General features: G+C 57.8%; 18 protein-coding genes. 7 read left to right on the forward strand and 11 right to left on the reverse strand.

The window, feature by feature from the left end; genetic code table 11:
- Positions 1-181, reverse strand: a 181-nt coding sequence (locus A3CW_RS51485; protein ID WP_154678123.1) for a transposase, incomplete at its 3' end; no start/stop codon positions are given.
- Positions 182-1,096: 915 nt separating this feature from the next.
- On the opposite strand from A3CW_RS51485, the gene A3CW_RS0134835 reads away from it, so the two are divergent.
- Positions 1,097-2,230 carry a hypothetical protein gene (locus A3CW_RS0134835; RefSeq protein WP_154678124.1) on the forward strand — a complete coding sequence of 378 codons (1,134 nt, stop codon included), beginning with the start codon at positions 1,097-1,099 and terminating at the stop codon, positions 2,228-2,230.
- Between the two features lie 495 nt (positions 2,231-2,725).
- Entirely contained in the window at positions 2,726-2,986 is a 261-nt protein-coding gene (locus A3CW_RS0134840) for a hypothetical protein (protein ID WP_028207668.1), read from the forward strand.
- Here A3CW_RS0134840 and A3CW_RS53120 read toward each other — a convergent pair.
- Positions 2,983-3,207: a hypothetical protein gene (locus tag A3CW_RS53120; RefSeq protein WP_161782966.1), complete on the reverse strand. Its 225-nt coding sequence runs from the start codon at positions 3,205-3,207 to the stop codon at positions 2,983-2,985. The two genes, A3CW_RS0134840 and A3CW_RS53120, sit on opposite strands and share 4 nt — an antisense overlap.
- Entirely contained in the window at positions 3,189-3,392 is a 204-nt protein-coding gene (locus A3CW_RS0134845; RefSeq protein WP_028207669.1) for a hypothetical protein, read from the reverse strand. The genes A3CW_RS53120 and A3CW_RS0134845 overlap by 19 nt, the downstream gene beginning before the upstream one ends.
- Positions 3,393-3,653: 261 nt before the next feature.
- On the opposite strand from A3CW_RS0134845, the gene A3CW_RS0134850 reads away from it, so the two are divergent.
- Positions 3,654-5,372, forward strand: a complete 1,719-nt coding sequence (locus A3CW_RS0134850; protein WP_028207670.1) for an ATP-dependent nuclease — start codon at positions 3,654-3,656, stop codon at positions 5,370-5,372.
- 3 nt (positions 5,373-5,375) lie between these two features.
- Positions 5,376-7,004 (forward strand): UvrD-helicase domain-containing protein, encoded by a 1,629-nt coding sequence (locus A3CW_RS0134855; RefSeq protein WP_028207671.1) that lies wholly within the window; start codon positions 5,376-5,378, stop codon positions 7,002-7,004.
- Positions 7,005-7,498: 494 nt separating this feature from the next.
- Here the strand turns inward: A3CW_RS0134855 and A3CW_RS52700 are convergent, their stop codons facing one another.
- The 4 genes from A3CW_RS52700 to A3CW_RS52710 form a co-directional block, all read right to left on the reverse strand.
- The gene (locus tag A3CW_RS52700; protein WP_154671437.1) at positions 7,499-7,681 is read right to left on the reverse strand and encodes a helix-turn-helix domain-containing protein; all 183 of its coding nucleotides are present in this window, start codon (positions 7,679-7,681) and stop codon (positions 7,499-7,501) included.
- A gap of 204 nt (positions 7,682-7,885) precedes the next feature.
- Entirely contained in the window at positions 7,886-8,386 is a 501-nt protein-coding gene (locus A3CW_RS0134870; protein ID WP_028207672.1) for a hypothetical protein, read from the reverse strand.
- A 55-nt stretch (positions 8,387-8,441) separates the two neighbouring features.
- Entirely contained in the window at positions 8,442-8,666 is a 225-nt protein-coding gene (locus A3CW_RS52705; protein WP_154678125.1) for a hypothetical protein, read from the reverse strand.
- A gap of 21 nt (positions 8,667-8,687) precedes the next feature.
- Positions 8,688-8,858, reverse strand: coding sequence for a hypothetical protein (locus A3CW_RS52710; RefSeq protein WP_154678126.1), 171 nt, complete (start codon positions 8,856-8,858; stop codon positions 8,688-8,690).
- Positions 8,859-9,193: 335 nt separating this feature from the next.
- Between A3CW_RS52710 and A3CW_RS51490 the strand changes: the two genes are divergently transcribed.
- Positions 9,194-9,379 (forward strand): hypothetical protein, encoded by a 186-nt coding sequence (locus tag A3CW_RS51490; RefSeq protein WP_081771950.1) that lies wholly within the window; start codon positions 9,194-9,196, stop codon positions 9,377-9,379.
- Positions 9,380-9,660: 281 nt separating this feature from the next.
- Here the strand turns inward: A3CW_RS51490 and A3CW_RS51500 are convergent, their stop codons facing one another.
- The 4 genes from A3CW_RS51500 to A3CW_RS0134890 form a co-directional block, all read right to left on the reverse strand.
- Positions 9,661-9,945, reverse strand: coding sequence for a tyrosine-type recombinase/integrase (locus A3CW_RS51500; RefSeq protein WP_322787977.1), 285 nt, complete (start codon positions 9,943-9,945; stop codon positions 9,661-9,663).
- A 794-nt stretch (positions 9,946-10,739) separates the two neighbouring features.
- Complete coding sequence (locus tag A3CW_RS52715) at positions 10,740-11,180, reverse strand: hypothetical protein (RefSeq protein WP_154678127.1); 441 nt, start codon at positions 11,178-11,180, stop codon at positions 10,740-10,742.
- A 633-nt stretch (positions 11,181-11,813) separates the two neighbouring features.
- Positions 11,814-12,335 carry a DUF4410 domain-containing protein gene (locus A3CW_RS50430; protein ID WP_161782967.1) on the reverse strand — a complete coding sequence of 174 codons (522 nt, stop codon included), beginning with the start codon at positions 12,333-12,335 and terminating at the stop codon, positions 11,814-11,816.
- Positions 12,336-12,409: 74 nt separating this feature from the next.
- Positions 12,410-12,958 (reverse strand): hypothetical protein, encoded by a 549-nt coding sequence (locus A3CW_RS0134890; protein WP_154678128.1) that lies wholly within the window; start codon positions 12,956-12,958, stop codon positions 12,410-12,412.
- 1,052 nt (positions 12,959-14,010) lie between these two features.
- On the opposite strand from A3CW_RS0134890, the gene A3CW_RS54705 reads away from it, so the two are divergent.
- Positions 14,011-14,289 (forward strand): HVO_A0114 family putative DNA-binding protein, encoded by a 279-nt coding sequence (locus A3CW_RS54705; RefSeq protein WP_051481923.1) that lies wholly within the window; start codon positions 14,011-14,013, stop codon positions 14,287-14,289.
- Positions 14,290-14,397: 108 nt separating this feature from the next.
- Positions 14,398-14,565, forward strand: a complete 168-nt coding sequence (locus tag A3CW_RS53480) for a hypothetical protein (RefSeq protein ID WP_169739130.1) — start codon at positions 14,398-14,400, stop codon at positions 14,563-14,565.
- Positions 14,566-14,666 lie beyond the last annotated feature (101 nt).

Genomic DNA, 14,666 nt, shown 5'->3' on the forward strand with positions numbered 1-14,666 from the left:
ACCGGGCCGTCGCTGTCCAGGCCCGCTCGCGAGCGGGCCTGGACAGCGCATCCGCGCGCCAGCGTTCGAGTGTTGACGTCGAAATACTCAGCTCGTTGGCAACCGCTTCCACCGAGGCACTCTCGGGCGGCAACAACCGCGCTACAGCTTTGTCTTTAAATGCTTGTCCGTATCTGGCCACTTCATCTTTCCGTTATCGCCCCACAGTTTCAGATTCTAACGAGGCGACATCCATTCTGACTCCGGGGGAGATCTGCTGGGCACCCTGGGAATTATCTACAATCTATACGACGTGAATACGGCCTTTATAAGCGCAGTGCAATCGCCATCGTCGGCGAACGACAACGCTTTTCTAACCGCCGCAAATGAATTTGCCCTTGATGTCATCTCTGCTGGTGTTGTCCTCGCCGTGACAGCGGAAACCCTCCCCGCGCTAGGCGCGTCTGCCACTGCCCTGCTCGGGCTAGGGCTCGGAGCATTCCTGGCGGCAAGTGCACATTATGGTGCTGCGGCCATGACCTCGTACATGACCTCTACGACGAGTGCGCCTGCGCAAGGCTCTGGGCAACCGTGACGGTGGGAGCGACAGCAATCACTCCAGTCGAACAACACGACAGCCAGGCTGGGAGCCATCATCCTCGGCACATAGAGTATCCCGTCCACGCCAGCCGGATGCGTATAGATCTCCCGTAACCATCGCACCGGGATGCTGTAATTCGCGGTGCCAAACAGCCCGGCATGTGCGCCAAGCACATTCATGCTTTGGCCTGTGAGATCGGCGAGCGTCAGGTCCTTACCCCCGACGGGCGTAGTCCTGCCGAGGCATCGGTGGGCTGGCGCACATATCGCCACGTAGATTCGGTGTAGAACGGCGATCTGTGGATGTTCTAACGTCTTCGGTGTTTGTGCGGGCCAGATTTGTTTGCGGTCCGCGCGGAAGCGCGAGTCCACGTTACCGCCGCTTTTCTCTCTCGGCTTGAGTCCACTGACCAGGCCGCACGGGTGCTAGTCGACGCCGATCGATCAGCTTTACGCACCCATCGCCGCGCATCGGTAAAGCATTTGCCCTGTCGCTGGACTTTTCTCGAGGACTTTCGTGACGACTTCCGGGATGGAGACGGGCGCCGAGCAGGCGCGAAAACCCACGTGGACTCGGCACCTGCTCACCGGTGCCGTAGGTCTGGGCCTGCTGATAGCCTTCGCGGCACTTCGCCATGGTGGGGGACCCGTCCTCGCGGAGCAGGCCGAGGACGTCTTTCTGCACGATCTGGGTATCGCGCTCGTGCTCGCGGTGCTCGTGGCGTTCCTGTTCGACACGACCTATCACGACGCGATGGTCACCAAGCCCATGCACGCACTCTGGACGGTGGTACACCGGTCCACCACGGACTTCCTCGAGATAACCGAAAGCGCCAAGAAGGTCGTCGAAAATACCGTGTCGGACATGAAGGCGGAACTGGCGAGCCGCGATGCCGCGCTGAAAACCCAGTATGAAGAAACCATGGGGGGTTTCTCGCTGCTCTCCCGATCGAACGTGCTGGGTATCGTGGGGCTGTACTCGCGGAATCAGGAATTCAAGCACCAAGTTTGCATGGCGGTGCGAAGCGCCGAGCAGCACTGCTGGATTGTCGGGCGCACGCACAAGGAGATGCTGGGGGCGCAGGACGAGGGTAAGGGGTGGCTCGTCGATGAACTCGACCGCACTCTCGAGCGCAAGCTCAAGAAGCCCACGGATAACATCAAGGACAACCTCAAGGACACGGACCCGCCGGCGTTCACGCTCAGGATACTGCTCGCCAACCCTTTCGACCCTGTGCTTGAGCCATCCCAGACAGGCATCGAAAGGGATTCTAAGTCACCTCGGACGCGCAACCCCGCGCGCGAGGCGGTGCACGGCCTGCAGGAAGCGCGCAAGGCGATCTATCAACTGCTGAACGTGCTAAAGAACTATTCAGAGTACCGGTGCATCGAAGTCAAGCTGCTTCGGGCGAGCGCGGTACCGTATTGCATGCTCATGACAGAGCGGCGCATGTTTGTCGAACATTACTTACCCTCGCGCGAAGGGGGGGCATTGTCCATAACTGAGATCGAGCCGAGGGATACACCGCGCGAGCAGGCGCCCTACGATTGCTTCAAGAGCGACTCCTGGAAACTCTTTGAGTGTGGAGAGGATTGCGAGGTCGTGCTTGAACGGTTCCGCGAGCGGAGATTCGATCAGTACTTCTCTTAATTGAAATGAGATCGACGCCTGTGTGACTCGTTGCGTGCGTGATAGTGGATCCGCGATCCCGTTGAATCGATCTTGCGGTGGCGGAGACCAAGCGTGGTTGCAAACTCCATTCAGCCCGTCCCTGTCAGACGGTCGGATTAGGAAAAGGATTGGGCCGCGCGCACGCGCGGCCATCGCGACACGCCGCAGCATCACCGATTTTCCGCACCCTGGAAGTCCGCTGATGTTGACTACACGGTGCACCTGCAACTTTTTTCTAACGTCATCCTGAACGCTCGATCGGTCAACCCGAAATCCCTCCATGTCGTCCACGATGTCAGCCATCCCATCGGATGCAAATTGCGTAATCAGTTCGAGGTCTGTTCGATAGGTCGGCGTCACCTTAAGTCGCACTACGCCACGCAACTGTGCCAGCAATGACGAACGCGTCCATTTCTGGGCGGTGCCCGCACCATCGCGCACGATGCGACACAGCCGTTCGATCAGAAGCTCGCGTTGCCCATCCTCATCGCTAGCAACAAGTTCCTGCAGTCGATTGACGATCTCGGTTCTCAGGGCGCCTCCTTCGCGCAGACCATCAAAACGCGCGCCGACAAACTGGCGATAGAAACGCCTTTCCCCCTCTTCGTCTTCTGCGCCGATCAAAGACGTCAGGTCGGCGCGCATCCTTCGCTCCGGGATCGCAGCGGTCCCGCCAGGCAAAAATCGCCTCGTAAAATGGAAGGCCTTGGGGCTGGCCCTGGCCCACTCAATTAGCCGCTCCAACGATTGCAAGCCAGTGATCGATATTCTTTCCGTAGCAAATCCATAGACATCGCGTTCGATCTGGAACCCGCCGTCGCACGCGTCTGTCGCGCCCGATCGATGACATCCCTGAAAGCATCGTTGCTGCTGCTGATTACAACGGTTGTCTTGATCTGCAAATCGAGATGGGCAATTGCGCCCTCGCGCTCGGTCTCTACAACCAGATCGTCCATCCGACGATCACGACCGTTCCGCTGGACAACCACGCTCTTGACAGTCCCCTCGTGTAACGCCGCGCGATCTTCCCGCGCAGCAGCGCGACGAGGTAGTACGCAACCACCGTGTCCTCGTAGGTAAAGACCGCGCCGCCGGTGATTTCGGTCGATGTTGCCTTCGTGTTTTCCGCGTCCGTGTTCAAAGCTCAATCCCTTGAGAAGTTACGGCAGAATCTGACATACCGGCTTGCAGGTTGGTCCAACTCGCCATCTGCGTGCTGGCGCTTCAATTCGGCGATAATAGAAATGACGATCACCCGTAATTACGTCACAATCACCGGTCGCGGTGATTGAATTCCCGATCGTTTCTTGTCCCGGCTCCCCTGACCGCCTTGCCCAAAGAAGCCCGAGGCCTGCACTTTCGGCCCGGCCTGTGGGGGCATATTAAGACCTTTCGTCTGCCCATGAAGATCGACTACATCGAACTGCATCAGTACCGGAACTTTGCTAACGCCCATATCAACCTAGCCAAGAATAGCTTGGTGATCGGTGCCAATGACGTCGGCAAGACCAACATGATTCATGCACTACGCATCTTGCTCGACAAGAGCCTGTCGGATGCCGATATCGAACCCTCTGCACGCGACTTCCATTGTTTCCCGAACGGCCTTCAGGCAGACACCTTCCGCGTTCGACTTGCTTTCTCTGAAGTGACCCAAGACGCCGTCCTCTCTCAGCTTAAGGGCCACGTCAGCGCTATTGGTCAATTTTTTCTCGAATTCCGCGCAAGCCGCGCTGACCTCACGTATGCCATCTATGCCGGCCACGATCCAGCTCAACTGGAAGAGATCTCAAGTCGCTTCTATCTAAAGCATTTGCATCTGAAATATATCCACTCGCAGCGAGACCTGTTACGGTACATTCGCTCTGAGAAGCGACATCTATTGCGTCTCGCGCAGGAGTCCCGCACCTCTGAAGAAGCGGACGCCGACGCCACGGCGATGGAAGCACTTGGCCAGTTGCTCGAGACCGTGAACACCGGAGTGAAGAACCTGCACTATGTCTCCGCGGCAACGAACGATCTAAATAGCGAGCTCAAGGCGCTTGCTCATCACCACGCCGGGTACGATGTCTCTTTGGATACTGGCGCAATTGATATCCAACAGTTCATCGAGCAACTGGAGTTGGGCGCGAGTAGCAACGGCTCGCCCGTCATGCTGGGTGGGGACGGTCGCAACAACCAGATCCTGCTAGCCTTGTGGAAAGCCAAGAGCGTGCTTGAGCACGATCAGGACAATGAGGCAGTGATCTATTGCGTCGAAGAGCCCGAAGCGCATTTGCATCCCCATCAACAGCGCAAACTCGCGAGCTACCTCATCAGCGCACTGCCCGGCCAAACCATTGTCACATCGCATTCTCCACAGATTGCTGCTAGCTATCGGCCCGATTCGATTGTTCGTCTGCTGCGCGACGGAGGGCAGTCACGTGCGGCAAGCCAAGGGTGCGCCGCGTGCATTGAGAGCGCATGGACTGGACTCGGCTACCGCATGAGCATTCTGCCCGCGGAGGCCTTTTTCGCGTCCGCAGTCATGTTAGTCGAGGGTCCTTCGGAAATGCTGTTCTATTCCGCGCTAGCCCGAACGCATGGCTTCGATCTGGATCAGCGCAACGTCTCCCTGCTGTCGGTCGATGGCGTTTCATTCGCGGTATACAAGAGTGTGCTGGATGCATTGGAAATTCCATGGGCAATGCGCACCGACAATGACATTTCCGATATCTTGACAGGTCCTCGCACCTCACCGGTAGTCCTGCGCCAACTGGCTGGCATCAACCGCGCTTTGAGTCTGGCAGGCCGACCCACGCTGCCGCATCAAAATCCACCTTACAATCAGCAGACCTCGCTTGTGGATGGCACCTGGCAATCAGTGAGTAACAACGTCGCCCCCTACGGCATCTTTCTCTCGCAGATCGATCTCGAGAACGACATTGCTGCGGAACTCTCCTCGCTGCTGTTGGGATTTAACGGCTTCGCCTTGCCTGATTCCGTCAAGTACCTGCAGGAGAAGAAGGCCACGCGCATGCAGGAATTCGTCTTGCATTGCGGGGCAAAGCTCCTCGCTCCACTTGCTGGCAATCTGTTGAAGCCGCTCTACTATTGCATGAACGCCGCCGCAATGGCCTAAACCATGTCAACTTTCACGCCTACCCTACAGCAGGATCAAGCGATAAAATTTTCGCACGACATGGTGGTTGTCGCCCGTCCGGGCAGTGGGAAAACCAGTGTCCTGTCACAGAAGATCCGCCGCCTCCTTTCCGGTGTACGCTCATTTCAGGGCATCATTGCTATTTCCTATACGAACAAGGCGAGTGAAGAGCTTGCGCACCGCTGCAAAGCGCAGGCCTTCGACGTTAAACAATCGTTCTTCGGCACAATCGACGAGTTCTGCCTGCGCGAAATCATCCGACCGTTCGCGCGACAATTGATGCCCGTGGCGGCTGAAACGAGGACTGCAAAGCTTGCCGAGCTCCCCAGTGCAGTGACGCAACTGCTGCCGGCAATGCAGATCCAACATGCGGGCCTTTCCGATACAGACCAATTCTTGCCCTTCCTCCGAGCATCTCTTGCCCAAGGGCACATCCCGCTGGAAACAGTGGGTATGCTGGCCTGTCACATTATCGGTGAATCTCCCGCCTGTCAGCGATATCTGAAGGCACGCTATCGTGCCGTCTTTGTTGACGAGTATCAGGACAGTGGTTACTTCCAGCACCAGCTCTTTCTGACACTCAAGGTCCAAGGCTTGACCGCCGTTGCGGTTGGTGATGGCGATCAATCGATCTTTGCTTTTGCGCACAAGGACCCGCAGTACCTACTGGCGCTGACAAAACCGGGCAGCGGCTTCACCCCCTTTCCCATTACCACCAATTTCCGCAGCCACCCGTCGATCAGCGACTTTGCACTGCGCCTGCTCGACCAGAATCATCCACAGGCACCGACTAACGACATGCGCGTGTTCGTGAAGACGGTCTCCGGCGACCAGATCGCCGTTGCCCATTGGCTAAGGACGGCGATTCCAAGATTGATTAGCGATTTCCACGTCACAGCTGCGGAACGGGTGGCGATTCTGTGCCGACATCAACATTCAGCCACATTGATCGCCGAAAATATCGGGCTTCCATACTATCTCTTCGAGGACGGCCCTTTTACTAATACGCCATCGGCCGAAGCGAATCTATTTTCGGAAATCCTGAAGCTTCGCTTTGACAAGCAGTTGACCGCACAGACGCTACTCGAGCGACGTGGGGGACTCGGCTTGAGCCCACCGGGGATGCGCACGCTGCGAAATGTGCTTTTGCGGTGCCGGACATGCCCGGATAGTGACCTCGCGACAGCCATAATTGACGCGGCAACGCGGTTGTTGGGGCAGCCACCATCCATCGTCGGTGCGACAGAACTACAACACTTGTGCGGGGATTCGGCCTCACTTCGGCGATTCCAAAGCCCCGATCACAACGCCGTCCAGATCATGACGCTACACAAAGCCAAGGGACTCGAGTTCGATATCGTCTTCCATGCCGATCTTTATGACCATGTCATCCCGACACGCTGCTATCCCCCGGGCACATTTGGCCAAGTCATTTTCGAGAACGAGAAACAATGTCTGAATCTGCACTATGTGGGAGTCACTCGGGCGATAAAGGTCTGCGTATTGCTAACCTCAACGTCGCGTATAAACTCGCAGGGCCAAGTCAAAAGCGGCGCCCCCTCGCAGTTTCTCGGCAGGCACGGGACAAGCCCCAAGTTGATCACGTGGTAGCGACATTCAATATGGCGGGACCTGATTCTTGACCGCTACTAGTGGGGATGAGTGAGCGCAACTCCGATCTTGCCTCGGACCGCGCTGATATGCGCGGCGCGCTTGCTTCCCTCCGCCCCATCTGCCGCTGCCAAATCGGTGATTGCGCTCGAGGCCGACAGCCTCTTGATTTCAGCTGACGAGAGAACACAGCGCACCCAGAAGGTCGACTCCATCTGGCTTCCGTAGACTCATCACCGGAGGAGGCGAACGGTAGAACGAGAAGCAAGCGTGCAACGCCGCTCGCCGCGCCGTAGCTCGATTTCGTTAGTGCTTCAGTTTGTTCGCCTGTCGAATCTTGACATAACAGATCGACTGTCACAGTCAGGTTAGCGGCACGCTAGTCCGTCAAGCCGGCATGTGCGTCGCCTCAGCGTGCGAAGACGCCGAAGTTTAGATGGCGAGGAGAGCCCTGCTTAACGCACCATGCCGTACGCCTGACTGAACGTGGATCTTCAGGGCAAGCGGTCACGAATGGCGAGCAGCAGATCGAGGTGTCTTTCAACGAGCAGCGGGATTGCCGATTCACCGCGGGTCCATCGACCGATGGTCCGGCGGTCGTAGCCCGAATATTCGGCGAATGTCACCTGTGTCCAGCCGAGGCGCGCCAATGCGTATGAAAGGTCAGCGGGTTTCATTGCGAGATGGACAAAATGTCCCACGCTGCCGGGGTTAAGTGACGCATTTTGTCATGAAAGGCAGCAATCTCAAATCTCGGCCTGCTGTCGGCGATGCGCGCGGCATGGCGGCTGACCCGGCCGGCAAAGCGCACGCAGTTTCCGCTGGTGGCCCACTGTCCTCCTGACTGGTTTCCAGCACCATCTCTTCGCTGTTTTCCGTTCTCAGTTCGAACCGCTTACTGCCGAATTGATCAGCGTCAGGGCTGAAGCCAGATCGGGTGCCGTTTGCTTACTTTCGGCCGTCACCCGAACGTGCAAAACTCCATCTTGCGGGATCAAAGGTACTGTCACTTCTCCGTCTTGAGATTTGCTCTCGAAGCCCGGTCCGTGGTCAGGCGGGGAAATATTCTCACCGGCGACGACAAATCCATGTTCGCTCACGTCGCGGACGTCGAAACTTACACCATCTATGCCATTCGACTGACAGGTGTTATGGATCATCCATTGTGCGGAGAACGGATCGACTAGTGAAGGGGGGCGATCAAATGCCCGCCCTTTGACATCCAGTGGAACGTACAAGGTTGAAGGATGTACCGCCGCGACGCGCCCGTCACGGCACTCAATCGAGATTTGAATATCGAATTTCTCGACGATCACTGGATCACTTGCCATCGTGCCGGTCGTGATACCCGCGAGCGCGAGCAGCAGAGTCATTTTTTTCATTCTTGTCTTTTCTTGTTTTCCATTGCCGCGCGCGGCAGCGAATTGTCCTATCCAATCAGGTAGCTTGTGCCTGTAATGGCAGCGCGACCGCGATCGCGATTCCACCTGCAACTTCGGTCCAAAACCTGATCGGGTCACGGTGGCGGGTAATGATGCTGCCCGATTTTGTTCGCGTAGCGCCTTTCCGGTAAGTCGCGATGCTGTACCACGTCATTAATAGCGAGAGAGGCAACGCTGCTTGATGCAGTAGGAAATCAACCACCATCTCTTTGGTGACCACAGGTTGCTCCCGTTTTTTTACCTAGATCAGTGCCATCTGTTCACTGCGGCGCTCGCCTGCGCGATGCTCCGCATGCTGTCGTCGCTCAACCGGGACCGCTGCCCTCATCGGTTGATACTGCGCACCCCATTCAGGGCTCAGGACGGCCGCCGCGAGCCGCACATCGGGGCTGATTTGGATGAAGTCGACCATCGAGCTATTTCCTTGTGTCCTGTTACTTGCGCTGGCGCGCACGCTCGATTCCGTCATGAGCAATCGTCTTCGGCCTCTCGAATGTCACGCCACCGTCCCATTCGAGCGTCACCGGCACACCCCAGGACGTACAGATAGACGCCTCGCCGTCATGCGAGTCGTCGTCGAGGCGTTCTTCGCCACGCTTGCCGCATGGTGCGCATGAGTACGAGTACAGAACCCAGCCAGTCGCAGCCAGCTCACCTCCAGTTCCCCCCAGCGCGGCTGCGCGTCTCGCCCAGACCGGTCAGGCGGTCTATCATGATGGGGCTGCATTTATCAGCGCAGGAGCCATCATGACCTCCCATCCCTTCGCCGGGCCGACCGTCACCGCTCCCGACGCCGCGCGCCCTACCGCCGGCACGACTCGCCAGCCCGGTCCGACGGGCCTGCAAAATCCAGCCTCCGACGACCTGCCTGACGCCGACGCGGCAGAACCCGAGCCTCACCAACATCTCCCGTCCAGAAGCGACGACAATTGATTAGACACTGCCGTCGCCGAGGCACGAGGCTCCGTCGCCTGGCGTAGGCTGTAACATCCACCGGCCACGGCCGCCCGCCATGTCCTGCCGCAAAAAGACCGGCGGGTTCCGGTTGGAGTTCCCTGACCGGACAGTTTTCAGCGGTTGGTCGATACAAGAAGTACCACTGGCCAATCCCTGAAATCCGTTGCCGTCTCCTGCCAGACCCTTCTTTATCGGCAATCTACGCACGAGTCTGTAGATCCAAACGGCGAACTTGGTCAAAATGTATTCAAGACGCATCAACAAGATAGGTCGATCGCGGCGACGGCTTCATGTCGCTCTCGCTGCGATACATCCAAGTATCGAGCAACGTGATCGAGATGCAAATGGCCTAGGAGGATCTGCACGGTTTCGAGCGAATGCCCTTGCGTTACGAGGCGACTAGCAAACGTTCTTCGGTCGCTGTGGCTGCAATATCCCCTAGCAAGACCTGCTGCTCGATACAGGCTCGTGATGCAGTTCTGCAAGCTGTCAGCAGCGAGATACTCAATTACCTCGCCTCCGAAGTTCACTCTGCGCTTCACGCTCCTTTCTGTGTCTGGATCAGCCTTGTGCGGGGCATCAAGCCACGGTATTCACTCCGATCCAACGGCAGCCTGGCCTTCGATTGCCGGCGCAACCACCCGCCAGCACTGCCATCGGCAATGGCAAGGCGCGCGATTGTGATCGAGGACTTTCCAGCGGAGCCGGAGGCTGGCACGGCGCCGCGTCCAGCCTCCCCGGGCGTGATACCGTTACGTCATGAAAGCGCCAGCCGTGTAAGCGGCAATCGGGTCGGGCAGCGTCGCTTCTGCCGTTCGCCTCAAGGCTTAGCCCGCCATTCACGCGGCCGCTCCCCTCACAAAACGGACCTTCGTGCCGTGATCGCGTCGGACCACTCACTTTGAGGTTTGTTCGCCGCCTGTCCATGTCCGCGGGCCCGCTAGCGCGTGACTGCGTATGCGGGCAGATGTTGAATAAACCTCAAGAGAAATCGCCGTACAGGTCGCACACAGTTGACGGCCCGCAATGGGTCAATATGGCCGGTTCGCCTTCGCACCGAACCGCCGTGGGCGTGCTTTAGGGAGGGCAGCTATAGTCAATGCGCCCAGTCAGTAGGCTTGCCGATTTTCTGAAAGTCCAGACGGTATATTGGCGGCTCCCCCATATTCCAAGGCCTCGTTCTGCGCGGCCGTTGCGCCATGCGTTACCTCCTGACCCGCGAGTCCGATGCCCCCGAGTCGAGTGGTACTTCGCACGGGTCAATCGTCTTGATCAAGTCGGACGACAGCGCCACGCTAAACTGCGCGCAAGCCCCTTAGCAGACTCTCCCACGACCTCAGGCGGTGAGCGGCCTCTTCAACAACTTGACCGGGCGCCCCGAGCCTCCCTGTGCATCGTTTCCGCCTCCCAACGGCTCGGCATAGATGAACTGAATCATCAGGCAAACAATGACCCTCAATATCTGAACGATTCGCGTGGCCGAGAAAAAAGCGCCATTCCCAGGAATAAAGTAACGAACTGCGCCAATGCGCGGAACCATGCCAACTCCGTAACTTGACGCTGACGCTGGCCCACGCAGTGCGGCGGGCGTACCCACCACGAAAAGTGCGAACAACATCGCGCCCAGCAGTGCAGTTCCAATATGCAACTCGATGAGCCAATTTAGCTGAGTTGGCACAGTCGACGTACTGCTATGCGCGAGATTGAAGTACGCAGACAGGGCCGTGCAGCCAGCACAGAAACCTGTTGCGAAAAGCCAGGATTTCAAATTCGCCATTGTTTGATTCTCCAACACATCCCAATGAACGCTTGTGAATTTAAATCGAGGGCTGTCCCGCCACGTGGTCCGGCTCGTCTCACTGTTGCGGACCGGGAAATAGCAGGCACACGCCCGTCATACAACCTGAACGGAATCTTGACCGTTAAAAAAAGATCGCCCAAGGGCTCGCGGTTTTTTACGCTTTCCTGCTGCGGCCATCTCTTGTCGCACGCTTTGTTGGGGTACGCCGTAACGATTTTTGACGGCGCGTCCACCAGCGACCCGGCCTGTTGCTGCGAGTCGTTCAGCATACCGACCAACGCCGTAACGAGTCCCCCCATTCTTCGGTGCGTCAGCTGCATGCCGGTCGGTGATGTTCAACACTTCATGTTCCGCCGCCGTCGCTCCAGCGTTGTCGTCCGGCACCCGCCAATCCCGCCAGACCACCGCAGAGCAGCGTTGCGAATACGGCCAGTTCAGCCAAATGGCCCTAGCCGAGCGAAGCGTGCGTCGGGTCATGCTATTCAGGGCGTGGCGGCGAGAGCGACGCACTCGCCGCCACGCAAATAGCCCTTACACTCCGACATTTCCGACTATGCGTGGGTTTGCACGCGTATGAGGCGATCTGAATGCTCGGCAATATCGCAGGCATTACTGCCGGGACTGGGGGGCGCCCTGCTCACTAGCGATCGGCATACCGGCCAACTCGGCAACGCCATTGGCCGCTTCGATCCCCACATCTTCCGCTACCACGTCGATGCCGTTCACCGCTGAGTGCGCGGAGTCCTCGACTTCGTATCTCGCATCTGCGACGTTCACCTGCGCCTTGATATGGTCACGGCCAGCCAGGACTCCGAGCATGAAGCGCGCGACGTTCGAGCGCGTGCTGTATTCCTCAATCGTGATCCTGACCGGAACGCCCGTCGTCGAGACGGCAATTCCATCTTTCGAGGCTTGCTTGTTGAACGCCTCGATCAATCCTGCCTTCACGGCAGCGCTCACGTCCTGCCCATTCGCATCGATCGTCGGTTCTGCCACCCCTTGCTTCAACGTCATCGTAAACGTCGCATCGTTTACATGTGAAGCGTCGACGTCCGGTTTCGTTGCCGCACACCCCGCCAGCGCGAGTAACAGGCCCGCCAGGGCCGCAGAATGAAAAGTTTTGGTCTTCATTTTGATATCCTTCTTTTTCATGAAAAAACAACGAACCTCATCTGCCCAGCAAACGGCAAGCGCTTTCCGTTCCGCTATTGCTGCATGCGCGGGCGTACTTCGACTGTCGACGTAAAAGGAACCGTAAACAAAAACTCATATCCCGTCGCGACTTTCATGGACGCTGAGATGGGGAAACCGAGCTCTCCTTTGCGGAAGACCGCAAAGCGCCAGATGGATCCCGTCGAGTGGCAACGTACCTCGTGAATCTCCTGCTCCACGGCAGCGTCATCGTGCATGACGCCAGGTAGAATGTGCCGCGTGAATGAAACGCAGCCGTCGAGCCTGACGTGCATCGAAGGGGTCCCGTTCGAGTAGTCGTAGGCTAGCGTGCCGGATGTTCCATCAGGACTGAACGTGGTGGTCAGGCGAGAAAATCCGACCCTACTGTCACTCATCTGCGCCACATCGAAGACGCCAGCCATCTCCGGTGTAAAAGATTGCGCCGATGGTATCTTTTGGGATGGATCGATCGCGCAGCTTGCCGCCATACCACACAGAAGAACGAGCGCGCTGGTTCTCCAAAGGTTACGACTTGACTTTGACATCTCTAAAAATCCCGTTGTCAGTGTTGCTTCTTTCATTCTACTAACTGCGTCCAAACTTGATTTAGCGGCCTAGCTCGTTTGTTCTTCTTCTCCATATTGAGCCAAGGCTCCACCCTTATCGACCTGGGACGTCGCACCGCAGATGGCCGCATCGCTAGCCACCGTGACGCGCTCAACGCGCTCATCTCACTTTAGTCTTAGCTCTTGATCGAGAGGCGCGATGAGTCGCGGGGATATGCCTGAATCAGTTCTTGGTGGTTCCATCTAACTCTTCTTTATCGGCAGATTTGTCCAAACCTGTATGTCCGAACCGGGTGCCCGCTCAAAAAATATGTGAAATGCATTAAGTCGCGTAGATTGATTGCCGCGACGGCATCCCGGGGTGTTCGCTGCGAAGCATCCAGACATGGTGAAATGTGGTCGGTACGCGCGTGCTCCAGTAGGAGCTGGACTGGCTCAAGGGAGTACCCAATGTCGATCAGCCGGGCTGTCAACGTCCTGCAGCCAGAGTAAATGCTGTAGCCCACGCCGATGCCTGCGCCCGGTATAAGCCGGTGATATTGCTCTGCAAGCTATCGGCAATACGCCACTGCCGCGCCGTCAGCGCTTACGCGGCGCTTTACGCGCAGCTCAAATGGCCCGTTCTCCTACATGACGAAGAGACGGGTTCATCGCAGGAGGCCGTGAAACTCTCGCCGGCCTAAGGCCGTACCAGCACCGCACCGATACCGCCAGTCCACAGAGTGATCAAACGCCTCTGTTGCTCTCGGATGCGCTAGGAACACGCAGCACCTCTTTGCAGCCCTTAGTGAGGCACCCGGGAAGCGAAATTCTTTCGCGCGGCGGCACCGATTTTGTCAGCTCGTGTAGCGCTTCTAGTCGGGCAATCTCTGTCACCCGTGCACCGCACGTGACCTGTCGACCCTCCGCTTTTTACCCAGTTCCCGCCACGTTTGAATCTGGCGAAACCCAATCGATAGTGGTTAAATGCGGTTGAATCGTGCCCATGCCGAATCGGAGCAACATCATGAAGCGTCACTCTAGGGCGTGGCACCCGCGACATCTTAAACGCTCGTTTTGTCGCTGCGATGAACGGCGAACCGCAGGGCACATATTTCTCGTTTGACTCACTCGAGCTACTGCTCCATGTCCTCACACCCAGACGCTGGCACATCATCAGGTCGATGACCGGCGCAGGACCACTGTCCGTCCAGGCGCTCGCTGAACGGTCCGGCATTGACGCCGCATCCGTGCAGCATGACGTGCACGTGTTACTGGACACAGGCGTGCTCGATAGCAACGCCGACGGCACGCTCGAGTTCCCGTATGACGCCGTGCACTTCGATTTCATGGTCACGGCCGCATGAACGGCGCGTGTAACGCGTCAAACCCAATGCCGGCAAGCTAGCAGCCCCGGTCTACACGCGTTTCGTTGCGTGCGTAGTGTCTGTAGCCATCCGAGGGGAACTTTCAGAATGAAACATCACCTGAAATTGCGCAATTCGACGCCCGCACCGGCCGACCGGCAATACGACGAACATCACGCCATTGCCGACACGTGGCTGCGGCGCGCGAACGACGGAATCCGGCAAATGCACCTCAACGAGGACCCGCGCCGCGAGGTGGCGAAAGGGATTACCTAGCAATTCGGCCAACACTACGCGGATCGGCTTTCGCAGCCTACAAACGACTAACCCGGCCAAAGCCGGGTCTGTTTCATAGTTCGCTGGCCGGGCAACTACCG

It is taken from the genome of Paraburkholderia nodosa DSM 21604 (genome assembly GCF_000519185.1).
GTDB lineage: Bacteria > Pseudomonadota > Gammaproteobacteria > Burkholderiales > Burkholderiaceae > Paraburkholderia > Paraburkholderia nodosa.

Coding starts and splice junctions, on each gene's coding strand:
- A3CW_RS53120 (WP_161782966.1), bottom strand. CDS start 3,207: ATGGACGATCTGGTTGTAGAGACCGAGCGCGAGGGCGCAATTGCCCAT.
- A3CW_RS0134850 (WP_028207670.1), top strand. CDS start 3,654: ATGAAGATCGACTACATCGAACTGCATCAGTACCGGAACTTTGCTAAC.
- A3CW_RS52700 (WP_154671437.1), bottom strand. CDS start 7,681: ATGAAACCCGCTGACCTTTCATACGCATTGGCGCGCCTCGGCTGGACA.
- A3CW_RS51490 (WP_081771950.1), top strand. CDS start 9,194: ATGACCTCCCATCCCTTCGCCGGGCCGACCGTCACCGCTCCCGACGCC.
- A3CW_RS53480 (WP_169739130.1), top strand. CDS start 14,398: ATGAAACATCACCTGAAATTGCGCAATTCGACGCCCGCACCGGCCGAC.
- A3CW_RS52710 (WP_154678126.1), bottom strand. CDS start 8,858: ATGGTCGACTTCATCCAAATCAGCCCCGATGTGCGGCTCGCGGCGGCC.
- A3CW_RS50430 (WP_161782967.1), bottom strand. CDS start 12,335: ATGAAGACCAAAACTTTTCATTCTGCGGCCCTGGCGGGCCTGTTACTC.
- A3CW_RS54705 (WP_051481923.1), top strand. CDS start 14,011: ATGAACGGCGAACCGCAGGGCACATATTTCTCGTTTGACTCACTCGAG.
- A3CW_RS0134855 (WP_028207671.1), top strand. CDS start 5,376: ATGTCAACTTTCACGCCTACCCTACAGCAGGATCAAGCGATAAAATTT.
- A3CW_RS52715 (WP_154678127.1), bottom strand. CDS start 11,180: ATGGCGAATTTGAAATCCTGGCTTTTCGCAACAGGTTTCTGTGCTGGC.
- A3CW_RS0134870 (WP_028207672.1), bottom strand. CDS start 8,386: ATGAAAAAAATGACTCTGCTGCTCGCGCTCGCGGGTATCACGACCGGC.
- A3CW_RS0134890 (WP_154678128.1), bottom strand. CDS start 12,958: ATGAAAGAAGCAACACTGACAACGGGATTTTTAGAGATGTCAAAGTCA.